Below are 14,480 nucleotides of genomic sequence, written 5' to 3'. Positions count from 1 at the left end.
CGCCTGCATTCTCCATTTTTAGCCTACAGGATTGAGAAAAACTTTTGCTATAGTTTAGTAAAATTTTACTTGAGGGGGGAAACAATGGAAACCGTTGCTTACGTTGATTTTGCGCGACTGGAAATGCGCGTCGGGAAAATTGTGGAAGTGAAACGCCATGAAAACGCCGACAAGCTGTACATTGTACAGGTTGATGTGGGGGAAAAAACGCTGCAAACCGTGACCAGCCTGGTGCCGTACTACAGCGAAGAAGAGCTGATGGGGAAAACGGTGGTGGTGTTGTGCAATCTGCAAAAAGCGAAAATGCGCGGTGAAACGTCGGAATGCATGCTGTTGTGTGCGGAAACCGATGACGGCAGTGAAAGCGTACTGTTAACGCCGGAACGGATGATGCCTGCGGGCGTGCGAATCGTATAAAGAGATCGGATGGCGACGTTGCATCGCCATCCGATTTGATATTACGCTTCTTCGACACTTACTCGCATGGCCGCCAGTGCCTTACGCGCCGCTTTGATCACCAGTTCACACTGTTCAATGGTCAGCGTCAGTGGCGGTTCAATGCGGATCGTTTTGGCGTTGTTGAGCGTGCCGGCGACCAGCACACGCTGGCGGAACATCTCGCTGGCAAAGTTGTAGCCGATTTCGTTATCAACAAACTCAATCGCCATCAACATCCCTTTACCTCGCGCTTCCTGCACCAGATCGGGATATTCCCGCGCCAGTTGGCGAAAACCGTCCAGCAACATATCGCCTTTTTGTTCAGCCTGAGCCGGTAAGTTCTGCTCCAGCAACACATTGATGGTCGCCAGCGCCGCCGCACAGGCCAGCGGGTTGCCGCCAAAGGTGGTGGTATGCAGGAATGGGTTGTCGAACAGGACTGAGAACACCTCTTCAGTGGCGATGGTTGCGCCAATCGGCATCACGCCGCCGCCGAGGGCTTTTGCCAGACACAGAATATCCGGCTGAACGTTCTCATGCTCACAGGCGAACATCTTGCCCGTGCGCCCCATGCCCGTTTGTACTTCATCGAGGATCATCAGTGCGCCGAACTCATCGCACAGCTTACGCACGGCGGTGAGGTAGCCCGGCGGCGGCAGAATGACGCCACCTTCGCCCTGAATCGGCTCAAGGATCACCGCAGCCACATCATCACCGGTTTTTTTGCACTCGCTAAGAGCCGTGCGCATGGCTTCGATATTGCCAAACGGCACATGACGGAAGCCCGGTAGCAGCGGCATAAACGGTTTGCGGAAGGTCGATTTTGCCGTGGCTGACAGCGCGCCAAGCGATTTACCGTGGAACGCGCCGCTGGTGGCAATAAAAGTAAACTTGCCGCGCGGTGACTGATAAGCCTTCGCCAGCTTCAGCGCCGCTTCAACGGACTCAGTGCCGCTATTACAGAAGAAGCTGTATTTCAGTTTACCGGGCGTTAGCGCGGCAAGGGTTTTCGCCAGCATCGCCCGTAATGGGTCTAGCAACTCCTGGCTGTGCAGCGGCTGTTTCGCAAGTTGATTCTGTACGGCGGAAACCACAACTGGATTACGGTGCCCCACGTTGAAAATGCCAAAACCTCCCAGGCAGTCGATAAACTCCTGTCCTTGGGTGTCGACAAGCGTATTTAAACCTCCCGCTTGCCACTCTACGGCTCCGTAATCCCCGCCGGCGGTAACAGATTTGCGATACTCTAAAAACCCCGGATTGACATGCTCTTTGAAGTATTCAATCACCTCGCGGTTAAGTGCTTTCATCTCCTCATGATCCAGCGTTCGCTTTTCAATGAGATTCAGGGCGTGGGCGCTGCACGCTAAAGCCGATGCGCTCGAAGGTAACCTGTTCAAAATATGCTCCGGAGGCTCGCGTATCACATGATACCGATTTAAGTATTGCAGGGATTGCGCCACTCCGGCTGCGATCGCGAAAATCGGGATAAACATAAATGCGGTTATCATTCATGCAATATTTAATGCTATTTGTTAACACTTGCCGTTATTTTGCACGATTTTTATCGGGCGCACCTCCTGCTATCCAGGAGGAAATGCACTATGTCAGGGCAATAATTGCCTGATTATTGGGCAATATAATAAACGTGCCGGGATAGTACCCAAGTGAAAGTATTTTAAATCAAGGAATTAGGTTTTGTGCTTTAATCGAAAATTGCGATCTAAATCAAATTAAACCACTAAAGATAACCTCACCGGAGCCGACATAACTTCTGACAAGAAGTTAACAACAATATAACTTGCACAGGACGCGATTATGTCTTCTCATTCGTATGTCACCCAGCAAAATATCCCGCTGGCTGACGATACCACTCTGATGTCTACTACCAATCTACAAAGCTATATCACACATGCTAATGACACTTTTGTGCAGGTTAGCGGCTATACCTTGCAAGAGTTACAGGGACAGCCGCATAACATGGTGCGCCATCCGGATATGCCGAAAGCGGCCTTTGCTGATATGTGGTACACCCTGAAGCAGGGGGAACCCTGGAGTGGTATTGTGAAAAATCGGCACAAAAATGGCGATCATTATTGGGTGCGGGCGAATGTGGTGCCGATGGTGCGTGAGGGCAAAATCAGTGGTTATATGTCGATTCGTACACGGGCGACGGATGACGAGATCGCAGCGGTAGAGCCGCTGTACAAGGCGCTGAATGCCGGACGTACAAATAAGCGTATTCATAAAGGTCTGGTGGTGCGTAAAGGCTGGCTGGGAAAACAGCCTTCATTGCCGCTTCGCTGGCGGGCGCGTGGAGTGATGGCGCTGATGTTTATCGTGCTGGCGGCAATGCTCTGGTTTGTTGCTGCCCCGGTGGTGACGTATTTCCTCTGTGCGCTAGTGATGTTGTTGGCAAGTGCCTGTTTTGAATGGCAGATTGTACGCCCGATAGAAAATGTTGCCCGTCAGGCACTGAAGGTGGCGACCGGAGAACGTAATAGTGTTGAGCATTTGAATCGCAGCGATGAGCTGGGGCTGACATTACGCGCGGTAGGGCAACTTGGCCTGATGTGCCGTTGGCTAATTAATGATGTCTCAAGCCAGGTGTCCAGTGTCAGAAACGGCAGCGAGACGCTGGCGAAAGGCACTGATGAACTGAACGAACATACCCAGCAGACAGTTGATAACGTTCAGCAAACGGTGGCGACCATGAACCAGATGGCGGCGTCGGTGAAACAGAACTCTGCTACGGCGTCGGCTGCCGATAAACTTTCTATCACTGCCAGTAATGCAGCAGTGCAGGGCGGGGAAGCGATGACCACGGTGATCAAAACGATGGACGATATCGCCGACAGTACCCAGCGCATTGGCACCATAACTTCGCTGATTAACGATATTGCGTTTCAGACCAATATCCTCGCCCTGAATGCGGCGGTGGAAGCGGCGCGCGCCGGAGAACAAGGCAAAGGTTTCGCGGTGGTGGCTGGGGAGGTACGTCATTTAGCCAGCCGTAGCGCCAATGCTGCCAACGATATTCGCAAGCTAATTGATGCCAGTGCAGATAAGGTGCAATCCGGTTCGCAACAGGTACACGCCGCCGGGCGGACGATGGACGATATTGTGGTGCAGGTAAAAAACGTCACCCAGTTAATTGCTCAGATTAGCCATTCAACGCTGAAACAGGCTGATGGGCTTTCCAGCCTGACCCGTGCGGTAGATGAGCTTAACCTGATCACCCAGAAAAACGCCGAGCTAGTGGAGGAGAGCGCGCAGGTGTCGGCGATGGTAAAACACCGCGCCAGCCGACTGGAAGACGCGGTGACGGTGCTGCATTAATCGGTACGCCGCATCCGGCAGTTGGAGCACAATGCCTGATGCGATGCTGGCGCATCTTATCAGGCCTACAGGGGGAGGCGGATAAGGTATTTACGCTGTATCCGGCAGTTGGAGCACAATGCCTGATGCGATGCTGGCGCATCTTATCAGGCCTACGGGGGGTAGGCGGATAAGGCGTTCACGCCGCATCCGGCGGTTGGTACACAATGCCTGATGCGATGCTGGCACATCTTATCAGGCCTACGGGTGGGTAAGCGGATAAGGTGTTTACGCCGCATCCGGCAATCAGTGATTAATCCAGTTGCGTAATATCAAAAGCGGCGCGGTCGATCACCGCAATGATCTTTTTTATCTGCGCGTCGGTGATATCGCTCTGGTTGACACGTAGGTCCAGCACCGCTTTAAAATTATCCAGCGCCCGCTTCATTTGCGGGTTCTGGCGCAGCGCCGCACCAACGCAACGCGCTTTGATGCGTTCCTCAATCATCTCCACTTGTTCGCGGTTTTCTTCCAGCCACTGCGCGCCCTGTTCGGTCAGCGCAATCTGTTTTTTGCCGCCTTCCTCTTCGCGGATGGTAATTAGCGACTGCTCCTGGAGAAAATCCAGCGTCGGGTAGATGACGCCCGGGCTTGGGGTGTAATTCCCCTGGGTCAGATTCTCAATCGCTTTAATCAACTCATAACCGTGGCTGTCATCGCGCGAGAGAATATCCAGAATCACCAGGCGCAATTCACCGTGACCAAAGAAACGCTGCCGACGACCGCCGCCGCGACCGTGGCGACCACCGCAGCATTGACCGTGTTCATGCTGGTGACCGTGCCCGCAGTGCTCGTGTTCTGACTTCTCACCTTTACAGCAGCCTTCATGGCGTGGCTGGCCTTCATGTTTACAACACCCTTCGTGATGATGGCTCATATCAGCCTCCTTTTGCTTAATTAGATATATCTAATTTATATCTGACATGAGCATTGCTGCAAGTACAAAAATGATTTTTAAACTCAGATGTACTCAACATGTAGGCCGGATAAGGCGTTCACGCCGCATCCGGCAGCCTTGCTACGGTGCTGAATGACTTCACATACTTCAGATATATCAGTACTACAAATTGCTTGCATTTATCATGATTAACAATCATTATCATTTGCGAATTTTATTTAGATATATCTGATTACCATCACGAAGGCGATAACAATGAATAACTCTCCCCGCTACCCACAGCGCGTTCGCAATGATCTGCGCTTCCGTGAACTGACCGTGTTACGCGTTGAGCGCATCAGCGCCGGTTTTCAGCGTATTGTCCTCGGCGGCGAGGCGTTGGACGGTTTTACGTCGCGCGGCTTTGACGATCACAGCAAACTCTTCTTTCCTCAACCTGACGCTCACTTTGTACCGCCAACGGTAACAGAAGAGGGTATCGTCTGGCCGGAAGGGCCACGCCCGCCGTCGCGCGACTATACGCCACTGTATGATGAGCAGCGCCATGAACTGGCGATCGATTTTTTTATTCATGACGGCGGTGTCGCCAGCGGCTGGGCGATGCAGGCGCAACCGGGCGATAAACTCACAGTAGCCGGACCGCGTGGTTCGCTGGTGGTGCCGGAAGATTACGCGTATCAGGTGTATGTATGTGATGAATCCGGAATGCCCGCACTGCGCCGACGCCTGGAAACGTTAAGCAAACTTGCCGTTAAACCGCAAGTTACCGCACTGGTCAGCGTGCGGGATAACGCCTGTCAGGATTATCTCGCGCACCTTGACGGTTTTAACATCGAGTGGCTGGCGCATGATGAGCAGGCGGTGGACGCGCGTCTGGCGCAGCTGGAAATTCCTGCCGATGATTATTTCATCTGGATAACCGGCGAAGGCAAGGTGGTTAAGAATTTAAGCCGCCGCTTTGAAGCAGAACAATATGACCCACAGCGGGTACGTGCAGCAGCTTACTGGCACGCAAAGTAATTGATATATGAAAAAAGGCTGACGATTTCTCGTCAGCCTTTGCGGTATCTGGTGGCCCCTGCTGGACTTGAACCAGCGACCAAGCGATTATGAGTCATGAGGCAAGTCCATTCTGTATTGTTTTGGTTTGTTCGTAATTGTTTTATTAATTGTTTATAATCAAGTAATTATGTAATTTCTTCTGTTTCCGCTTGGTTCCGTTTTTTCTCCATTGTACGATCGTTACCTGACCCATTACCTGACCCAAATTTACGAGTTATTTTGATTGTTACTGATTTAGAAAAGAGGTTCTATGGCCGTCAATCTAACTGAAACAGCTATCCGAGCATTAAAAGCAAAAAAGACATCGTTCTATGTCTGGAGCAACAGCTCTCAACGTGGCACTGGACGACTTGGCGTCAAAGTTCAGTCTTCTGGCAGCAAAATTTTCTATTTCCGCTATTACGTGGAAAAAGGGACAAAAGAAAGATTCATTCAATTGGGTATATGGCCTGAGATGAAACTGGCCACAGCGAACGAACTGGCAAAAAAGTATGGTGCCTGGCTCATTGAAGGAAAGGATCCCCAGACAGAACTGGAGCGACAACAGCTTGCAGAACAGCAACGGATACAACTCCATCAATCACAGGGTTCATTTGAAGCATTGATTCATGGTTATGTTAACAAAATGAAAATTGATAATAAGAGAACATGGCAGGATGTTCTGAAACGCCTTGAAAATGAATGCTATACAGTGATCCCCCGTGAGACTAAAGCTAAAGATGTGACTTCCGGACAGATTAAACATATCCTGGCCGGGATCATTCAGCGCGGTGCTGTGGTTCACTCTAACCGGATCCGTTCTTACCTGATGGCTGCATTTAACTATGGTCTGAAAGCTGATAACGATCCGATGAACACAAGTGTAGGGATTAGTTTTGGGCTGGAGGCCAATCCTGTATCAGTGATACCGAAACAGTCATCTGCAGAAAAAGTCGGTGACACCTGGCTGACACTCGAAGAGTTGCGTTTTCTAATGGAACATTTTGCTGAAGCAACCAACGTTGGATTATTAATGCAACATTTGATTCGATTCTGTATCTATACCGGAGGGCAACGTCCCTTCGAAATGATCGCCAGTCAGTGGTGTGATGTTGATTTTCAGCAAAAAACGCTGCTGGTGACTGCGGATGTCTCTAAAAATAAGCGAGAACATTTGATACCGTTGACTGAATCAGCATTACAGGAATTATCCTGTGTGCAGGAGTTAACAAAAGAAAAATCGAGCCCTTACATTTTCCCGCTTTCGACTAATGGTAAGCGTCCGGTTCGTACGGACAGTCTGGCTCGCGCTATCATGTATTTCCGGGCTTGTAATCCTGACTTTAAAATTTTTACAGCACGTGACTTACGTCGGACCTGTAAAACGTTAATGGGAGAAGCTGGAATCAGTAAGGAAATCCGCGATCGTATTCAAAATCATGCGTTGAACGATGTCAGTTCAAAACATTATGATCGATACGATTATTTGCCAGAAAAACGCAGAGCACTTGAGATCTGGGAAGACCGGGTTAATAACTATCAACAGCAAACAGGCAATAATGTTGTCAATCTGTTTGGCAGAAGGTGAGGGAGTTCCTGGTCGCTGTATGAATTATGTACAATTGATGGGTATTGTTGATGCACCTGGTTCTTGTATTGTTTACTATAATTATTGAGGTAAATTTTCGTGCCTGTATTACTCAGAGGGGATTCAAAAATGGCTGTAATTCCAATGTCTTACTCCCCTGCTACTGTAGCTCGTCGTTTTTCGATACTGGATGGAGTAACTATTCAGGGCGTGCTTTACCAGATCATCTGGGATCCAAAGACTCCGTTTGCTGCGGTAATCGAAGCTGCACCTTCTGTTATTGATGGTGATGTTCGCCATAAGGTTGTTGCCACTCTGGAGCTTCAGCGTCGCTCACAGCTTGAAGGGGTGTTTGTCCGGAAATTCTGGGAAGAGCAGGACGTCGCTCAGATTGAAGGGATTGTTGTTGATGGGGCTGTACGTGATGTTGGCCTTGCGACGTTTGTATATGAAACGGTAGCCACAAAAGCGGGCGTTATACTATTAAGTGATAACGAGCAATATGAAGGAGGTAAAGCCCTCTGGCAGCATATAGCGCGTCGTTCAACGAATCTGAAAGTGTTTATTTTAGATACTGATTCCGCACGGTATTATCCGTTTGATGGCGATCGGATCTGCTATGACGGGGAAAGTATTCCTGAATCAGAAATCTGGAGTGAACATCCTGATCGAAATAAACACGGTGTTGTTCTTGTGGCCGAATCTGTTAATGGAAAAGCCGCATAATTTGCCAGCCGCATCGTGTTTTTGGAACTCTGACAGACCTGAGAGTTGGCAGAATAAACAGGGGATAACAGCGCGGTTATCCCCCCAGTACTCTACTGCTCTATCAAGCATTTGCTCCATAAAGGTTGGATCGCATGTCGATCTTTGCTGTAGGGGAATCTTTTATTTTTTTTCTTCTGTTCCATCAGTAATGTGTCGATTTCGTCGTTGACAATGCGCGTCACAGCGTGACGATAACGGTTTAGCGATGTATCACTGATATCCTGAGGCAGGCATAAACTGGTATCGGTTTTGATGCGTTCATTTATGCCATCTTTAACTTTCCATTTCAGACCATCCGGAACCCCTTCCTGCAAATCATAGGCTTTCAGTCCCGCAAGTCGTACAACAACGTCAATCTTCTCTGTTCGTATTTTTTTATTACTTACCAACAAAACTTTATTAGTTTCATACCATTTTTCAAATGATTCCAGCCGTTTTACTGCATTTATGATGTTATTCCGAATTCCAGAAAATTCAATAGAATCTGTGTATTTCATTTTCTTTTCTTCAGCATTAGGGGCTATTCCAGGATAGTCAATATCATGCTTTACTGACTCCAGATATGCATATTGCAGGCAGCCTGAAAGATGAATTGCTGCATCCTGCAGAGTATTAGTGCGAATCAATCTAAGGAGTTCATCTCGTTGTATGGTTATCTGACAATAATCCCTTTCCCATGCGGTCGTATTCTCGGTTTTTTCATCTTTATCCGGAGTAACTGTTGCGAATTTCCATGTGTACTGGATGAAATCTGTTGGTTTAAAATACGCCATGCTTGTTTTTACCCAACCGCAGATTTCAGCTGCATAAATATGGACATAAATATTGTACATTGTCTGTATTTCATGCTGACTGGCGACTGAGAACATATTTTTTACGAATTCTGTACATCCGATTATCGATAGTCGTTCTCTCAGTCTGTGCACATCTTCAGTATCTGACTTCCTGCAGTCCCAGGGCCATTTGTTCTTATTCTCAAAACAGGAAAGCCATTCTGGAATATTTTGCTTATACTGGTAGAATTCGTTGACCGCCAGACCAATGGTTATGGCAAGTATTGTTGATTCATCTATTTCATGATACTGCTTCAGATGTGCCAGCAACTCTGAGGTGCAGGAGTGCGCAACAGACAGATCCTGATGGCAATACCCCTGCCGGGCTTCTGCTGGAATTGGTGAACTCCAGGCTTTACATTCAGTCAGAATATTAAATAAATCATCTCCTACAAACTTTGCCAGTTCAGGTGTTTTCCAGGTTCTTGGTCCCAGGCTGAAAAAGTCTGGTGTTGTCTGTACCTCTTGCATCGCTCCCCAGCTTTTCAGGCTGATATTTCCTTCATCAAAGCCATTGTATAAATGGCACATAACATTAAGCGCATTAGTAAGAGCAGTGGGTTGAGACGATGTAGATGCGCCAAGAGCAAAATTTTCTTTTCTTTGTTTGTTAAAAATTTTCTGGAGCTCTGTATTATCACGCAATGCCAAGAGAACTTTGTGCTGTTCTTCAAACCAGGGGCGATATTCTGGATCCTGATATAGCTGACGTGCCTTAAAAATGAGCAAAAGGAGTTGTTCGGAAACAGCCTCATATATGCCAGGGAATGGGCGGGATTCTCCGGATAAAATACGATAGTACTGATTTTGTTGCATAGTCTGATTTACCATTATGTAAGAAGGTTTCCTTTTGCCGCATACCGGATACTGGCAGTTAAAATCGATGTTATCTCCTGAAAGGATACGTTGATACTGAGTCTGCATCTACTAATAAAACGGATGCATGCCGTGTTTTCGGGGTGATACAGGGTATACCTGAGAATGCATCTATTATTACGATAATTTTCCTCCAGCGTGTTGTAACAATTATAACACCCGTCAGATCTCCTTCTTCTTCCTCCTCCTGAATATTCCGATCTGTTGAAGCTGTTGTTGTCATTTCAATGACAGGTAAAATGCCTGGCTCTCTTTCCCTCCTATTGTGAATAGTAAAAACTAATTTATTTTTGTGATCTTGGTCACAAATTTAACCACCTCCTTCTCTTCTTTACTATCACTGTCAGAAGTCTATCTGAGCATAACATGAAGTCGATACTAGATTCATTTTGTGTCATTGTCAACAATGAAAAGCACTTCTTGGTTTAAAATCATTGTTTGTAATGTGCATTATTGGTTGTTTTGTTCCAAATCAACACATGTTGACCTATTAGTTGGTTTGTGAGTCAGGAATTGATTTATTTGTATTAACTTGACTTGATTTGTTTTCGTATGTACCTTGCTGTCCATGGGTGTTCAGTGAGCAATATGACAACGGAATCTCCACTATGTATTGTCCAGGAAATTCAGTCATTTCATGCTCACAACTGAGATAAGAATCATTGATATATCAGGAGGGCCGTCATGTGGGTTCCATTAACAGATGAGCAACGTTCAGTAATTTTGAAAGCCTATGGGACTGAGGGTGACAGACTGGTACGTGAAAAGGAACGAAAAGAGATCACCTCAATTTCCCGTTCACAAGCCTGGAAACTTGAACGAGAGGGAAACTACCCACCGCGTAAAACCATTGGGAAGAAATCTTGCGGGTGGTTGTTAAGTGACCTTCTGTGGTGGATTACTAAACGTTAATTAAATACTAATTTTAAACGATGGTTCTTTCTGTCGCTATTTCCGCTATTAATAGCGGAAATAGCAGCTCAGAGAGAATTTTTAACTAAAAATGGGATGCATGCATATGAACGATAATTATCCGGTAGATTATTTCCCTGATTTCATCAAAAACGCAATATATGAAGTACAACAGCGTACACAGGCGCCACTGTCATTAATCAGTGTTTCATGTCTTGGCGCTATGTCCTATGCTGTTCAAAACAGGATTGATGTTTGCAGATTTGATGGCCTGCAGGGACCACCATCACTTTATCTGATAACAGAGGCTGAATCTGGAGAGCGAAAAAGCACAGTTGATAAGATGCTGATGGCACCATTATATCAACTGGATGAGCAATTATTGAATGAGTATGAATACTCTCTTGTCAAATGGAATAATGAAGTTGAGCTCCTCAATATTGAAAAAAAAGCACTGGAAAAGAAAATAAGTGCAGAAATTTGTCGTGGTCTGGACCATGCAGAAACTAATGAAAAGTTAAAACGACTGCTTGAAATGTATCCGGAAAAGCCCGAAAGAATAAAGATGATATTAAATGATGTCACCTCATCTGCGATAAAAGATGTGCTTTGTAGTACCTGGCGATCCGTTGGCCTTATGTCTGATGAGGCGGGGACTGTCTTTAATGGTTATGCCCTGAAGGAATTACCTTTTCTGAACAAAATTTGGGATGGCTCCAACTTTTCTATAGTGAGAAAGTCAGAACCAGAAAAATTAATTACAGATGCCAGAATGACAATTTCATTGATGGTTCAGCCATCGGTCTTTGAAAGTTACAAAGCACGAAAAGGCGATTTTGCTAAGGGAGTCGGTTTTTTTGCTCGTTGTTTGTTTTGTAAACCTTATTCCACACAAGGGAGCAGACAAATCACTAATCCTGTCTTTTCTACTGAACATTTACCTGTATTTCATCAACGACTCATGGAGATTGTTAATGAAAGTATTGACAGAATCGGTGTAAAAGAACGTATGTGTTTGCATTTTTCTTCTGAAGCTCAAAGGCGCTGGATTGAGTTTTATAATCATACTGAATCGCAAATGAGTGTTTTCGGGTGTTTATATAATTATAAAGATTATGCATCCAAAATCGCAGATAACATGGCAAGGATTGCCGCTATCCTCCACTACTTCAATGGTGACGAAGGTGATATTTCATTGCATATCACTGAAGCAGCGATAGAAATAACAGCATGGCATGTTAATGAGTACCTGAGATTGTTTGCAAAACCCGAGGAGTCAGCACAGATTAACAAAGATGTGGAGGAACTTGACTGGTGGATCAGAAACCAGTGCTCTCGTATAGGAGCTCCCTATATCAGAAAGAACACTATATTGCAGTATGGGCCTAATCGACTGCGGAACAACGCCAGAGTGAATGAGATACTTGAGATACTTTATTCACAGAACAGAATCCTAGTCGATAAAAGAGGAAAGACATTATATATTAAACCTGTTGATGCATTCAGTTTATAAATAATTGCAGAGCTATTTTTGTACAAGCTCCCGCTATTAACGGGAGCTTTCTGAATATAACTGTGTTGGATAGGTAATATATGTAATATATGTGATATGTAATATATGTGATATATGTAATGATATATAATGTAATGGGTATATAGTGTACTGTTATATACCGCCACCATAAATATCACTTGATGTGTGATTTATGGCATGTGTTTTGTATTGCATTAGCGACATATAACAGAGCAATGATTGTATCAGAGATGCGGATATCGATAAAATATCTGTAGAGTGATATATCTCCGTAAACTATTAAAACGAATATTAAAAATACTTTCAGTATTCTGTTTAAGTTTCCATTTATCTCTAAAACCAAAAGGAATATTAACATGTTCACTATCGAAACTCCTTACGGTGAATGTCATGAGGCTCATTGGTTAAAAATAAGAAACTTGTTGGATAATCTCCTCCAGAAACATTCCAGAATAACGGCAATACGGGTGGATCTTCATTACCCTCCTGTGATTGACAATGGAGATACCATTACCTGTTTTCCTAACCTGAGTCCCGGAGAGATATCTCGTTTCCGTAACTCGCTGAATGCGAAAATTAATGCAGATCAACACCGTAAAAAACAACAAGGCAAACGCACCTACGCAACGTCGGTTTGTATTATCTGGGCGAAAGAATATACGCAGTCCTTTAAATGTCATTATCACGTCTGCCTGTTGTTTAACAAAGACGCCTATTACCACTTGGGAGACTATGAGCGCTCTGACACCCTGAGACGGTTAATTACCGGAGCCTGGTACAGTGCCTTAGGGTTGGAACTGGAAGATCACCAGGGATTAGTTCATTTCCCTACTAATGGACGTTACATCCTGGATATTAACGATCCTGATTTCCCTGAGCAGCACCAGCGCTTATTGGCACGTCTGGATTATTTGACGAAGCTCGATACTAAAGCATCAGGCCAGCGTAACTTTGGCTACAGCGGTTTTTGACCTATTGTAACTGTAAGGTGATTTATTATGTATACAGAATCAAACATTAAGCTTTCCTGTAACGCCCTCTGGCAAAAGTGTGTCCTTGCAACTCTGTATCGGGCTGCAGCTACACATCCTAAAATTAAATTATTACAATTTAAATTAATACCTTGCCCTGGTATGAATAAGGCAATTCCTTCTCTGATGGCTGATTTTACTGGTGAACTGCATAGACTAATTTCTGAACATTTGCAGTGTAAGCGACGTAAAGATAAATCAGTCGAGCCCACCCCTTTATATTACCTCTGGAGTAGGGAAGCTGTGGCTAACGATGCCACTCCTTATCTTATGGTGCTGCTACTTAATAACTATGTCTGGTGTAAGAGTCGTGAGGTGGTGGTTCTCAGAAATCTAATTGAGCAGGCGTGGGGAAAAGTATTGGATGAAGATAACTCCGTTACACATCTGGTTGTGTATCCCGAAGTGTTGTCGTTGGTATTTGATGCAGCTAACACATACAACGCTGAGCTTGGTGTACTGGAACAGACGGCCCAGGCTTACATTGAATCGCATGGTGCCATTGAACGTCATCTTGGATGTAGTGACTTTTAACATCAGGTGATGCATAAGGGCCTTCGCTGAGAGGCCCTGTTTACACAATTAAATAAGTCGAGCCCGACCAGCAATTTTGACGTTGACGGCAGGATTATTGAGGGGCAATCAATGTGTTCTTCGGCAGCGATTACGGTAGTGAACGGCGCTCTACTGTACGGGCTGAGCGGGACCTGCTGTCTGAATGGTATCAATCCGCAAGCATATCTACGCCATATACTCAATATACTGTCGGCTAACCGTGTTGATGAACTCTTGCCATGGAACGTAGCACTTACCAATAAATAACCGTTAATACGGCGTTCGGGTAATGCTAACGATAATAGTACTCCTCTGGGCATTTTTAATTTATGTTTTCCGAAGCTATCGATAGGTAATAACGAATCATCACAGCTAAGTGTTATTTCAGGTTTGGCGACTGGTAGTATTGCCGCTCATATCGGTTAGGCTCCCTTCAAAATGGTCTCAAAATCCGCACAGTTCAAATCGGGAGTAGCGCAGAGCATATCTCTGGCCAATGCTCGTCGGCGTTGTAGGAGGTTATCCAGAGTTTCTTCAAATGTTGTGATTTCGGTAATGACTCCAACTTATTGATAGTGTTTTATGTTCAGATAATGCCCGATGACTTTGTCATGCAGCTCCACCGATT

The 14,480-nt window shown here is 45.7% G+C and carries 13 protein-coding genes and 1 pseudogene; 10 read left to right on the top strand and 4 right to left on the bottom strand.

Annotated elements, in window-relative coordinates; genetic code table 11:
* Positions 1–84 precede the first annotated feature (84 nt).
* Positions 85–417: a tRNA-binding protein gene (locus FC814_RS01145; RefSeq protein WP_097314613.1), complete on the top strand. Its 333-nt coding sequence runs from the start codon at positions 85–87 to the stop codon at positions 415–417.
* Between the two features lie 41 nt (positions 418–458).
* Here FC814_RS01145 and ygjG read toward each other — a convergent pair whose 3' ends face one another.
* Positions 459–1,838, bottom strand: a complete 1,380-nt coding sequence (ygjG, locus tag FC814_RS01140) for a putrescine aminotransferase (protein WP_001309772.1) — start codon at positions 1,836–1,838, stop codon at positions 459–461.
* A 418-nt stretch (positions 1,839–2,256) separates the two neighbouring features.
* Between ygjG and aer the strand changes: the two genes are divergently transcribed.
* Positions 2,257–3,777: an aerotaxis sensor receptor Aer gene (gene aer / locus FC814_RS01135; protein ID WP_137325395.1), complete on the top strand. Its 1,521-nt coding sequence runs from the start codon at positions 2,257–2,259 to the stop codon at positions 3,775–3,777.
* Between the two features lie 292 nt (positions 3,778–4,069).
* On the opposite strand, the gene nfeR is transcribed toward aer, so the two are convergent.
* The gene (gene nfeR, locus FC814_RS01130) at positions 4,070–4,693 is read right to left on the bottom strand and encodes a DNA-binding transcriptional regulator NfeR (RefSeq protein WP_000018005.1); all 624 of its coding nucleotides are present in this window, start codon (positions 4,691–4,693) and stop codon (positions 4,070–4,072) included.
* Between the two features lie 276 nt (positions 4,694–4,969).
* On the opposite strand from nfeR, the gene nfeF reads away from it, so the two are divergent.
* From nfeF to FC814_RS01110, 3 genes are all read left to right on the top strand, one after another.
* Positions 4,970–5,734 carry an NADPH-dependent ferric chelate reductase NfeF gene (gene nfeF, locus FC814_RS01120; RefSeq protein WP_137325394.1) on the top strand — a complete coding sequence of 255 codons (765 nt, stop codon included), beginning with the start codon at positions 4,970–4,972 and terminating at the stop codon, positions 5,732–5,734.
* A 292-nt stretch (positions 5,735–6,026) separates the two neighbouring features.
* Complete coding sequence (locus FC814_RS01115; RefSeq protein ID WP_000290296.1) at positions 6,027–7,343, top strand: site-specific integrase; 1,317 nt, start codon at positions 6,027–6,029, stop codon at positions 7,341–7,343.
* Between the two features lie 129 nt (positions 7,344–7,472).
* Complete coding sequence (locus FC814_RS01110; protein ID WP_000268406.1) at positions 7,473–8,069, top strand: hypothetical protein; 597 nt, start codon at positions 7,473–7,475, stop codon at positions 8,067–8,069.
* Positions 8,070–8,161: 92 nt separating this feature from the next.
* Here the strand turns inward: FC814_RS01110 and FC814_RS01100 are convergent, their stop codons facing one another.
* Complete coding sequence (locus tag FC814_RS01100; protein WP_000248066.1) at positions 8,162–9,775, bottom strand: hypothetical protein; 1,614 nt, start codon at positions 9,773–9,775, stop codon at positions 8,162–8,164.
* Positions 9,776–10,504: 729 nt separating this feature from the next.
* Between FC814_RS01100 and FC814_RS01095 the strand changes: the two genes are divergently transcribed.
* From FC814_RS01095 to FC814_RS01075, 5 genes and pseudogenes are all read left to right on the top strand, one after another.
* Positions 10,505–10,732 carry an AlpA family transcriptional regulator gene (locus FC814_RS01095; RefSeq protein WP_000270114.1) on the top strand — a complete coding sequence of 76 codons (228 nt, stop codon included), beginning with the start codon at positions 10,505–10,507 and terminating at the stop codon, positions 10,730–10,732.
* Positions 10,733–10,838: 106 nt separating this feature from the next.
* Positions 10,839–12,245 carry a YfjI family protein gene (locus FC814_RS01090; protein ID WP_137325393.1) on the top strand — a complete coding sequence of 469 codons (1,407 nt, stop codon included), beginning with the start codon at positions 10,839–10,841 and terminating at the stop codon, positions 12,243–12,245.
* A 377-nt stretch (positions 12,246–12,622) separates the two neighbouring features.
* Complete coding sequence (locus tag FC814_RS01085) at positions 12,623–13,237, top strand: inovirus Gp2 family protein (protein WP_137325392.1); 615 nt, start codon at positions 12,623–12,625, stop codon at positions 13,235–13,237.
* 27 nt (positions 13,238–13,264) lie between these two features.
* Positions 13,265–13,831, top strand: a complete 567-nt coding sequence (locus FC814_RS01080) for an inovirus-type Gp2 protein (protein ID WP_096170019.1) — start codon at positions 13,265–13,267, stop codon at positions 13,829–13,831.
* Positions 13,832–13,944: 113 nt separating this feature from the next.
* A pseudogene (locus tag FC814_RS01075) lies at positions 13,945–14,119 on the top strand (transposase domain-containing protein); the annotation flags it as partial.
* A 299-nt stretch (positions 14,120–14,418) separates the two neighbouring features.
* Here the strand turns inward: FC814_RS01075 and FC814_RS23415 are convergent.
* Positions 14,419–14,480 (bottom strand): IS1 family transposase (locus FC814_RS23415; RefSeq protein ID WP_071528444.1); only part of this gene is annotated, 62 nt, incomplete at its 5' end.

Origin of the sequence: Escherichia sp. MR, assembly GCF_005280595.1 — a bacterium.
Lineage (GTDB): Bacteria > Pseudomonadota > Gammaproteobacteria > Enterobacterales > Enterobacteriaceae > Escherichia > Escherichia ruysiae.
The sequence above is the reverse complement of the archived record's forward strand: the minus strand, read 5'-3'. Positions and strand labels throughout refer to the sequence as shown.

Coding starts and splice junctions, on each gene's coding strand:
- FC814_RS01100 (WP_000248066.1), bottom strand. CDS start 9,775: ATGGTAAATCAGACTATGCAACAAAATCAGTACTATCGTATTTTATCC.
- FC814_RS01080 (WP_096170019.1), top strand. CDS start 13,265: ATGTATACAGAATCAAACATTAAGCTTTCCTGTAACGCCCTCTGGCAA.
- aer (WP_137325395.1), top strand. CDS start 2,257: ATGTCTTCTCATTCGTATGTCACCCAGCAAAATATCCCGCTGGCTGAC.
- FC814_RS01085 (WP_137325392.1), top strand. CDS start 12,623: ATGTTCACTATCGAAACTCCTTACGGTGAATGTCATGAGGCTCATTGG.
- FC814_RS01115 (WP_000290296.1), top strand. CDS start 6,027: ATGGCCGTCAATCTAACTGAAACAGCTATCCGAGCATTAAAAGCAAAA.
- FC814_RS01145 (WP_097314613.1), top strand. CDS start 85: ATGGAAACCGTTGCTTACGTTGATTTTGCGCGACTGGAAATGCGCGTC.
- FC814_RS01095 (WP_000270114.1), top strand. CDS start 10,505: ATGTGGGTTCCATTAACAGATGAGCAACGTTCAGTAATTTTGAAAGCC.
- nfeR (WP_000018005.1), bottom strand. CDS start 4,693: ATGAGCCATCATCACGAAGGGTGTTGTAAACATGAAGGCCAGCCACGC.
- FC814_RS01110 (WP_000268406.1), top strand. CDS start 7,473: ATGGCTGTAATTCCAATGTCTTACTCCCCTGCTACTGTAGCTCGTCGT.
- FC814_RS01090 (WP_137325393.1), top strand. CDS start 10,839: ATGAACGATAATTATCCGGTAGATTATTTCCCTGATTTCATCAAAAAC.
- nfeF (WP_137325394.1), top strand. CDS start 4,970: ATGAATAACTCTCCCCGCTACCCACAGCGCGTTCGCAATGATCTGCGC.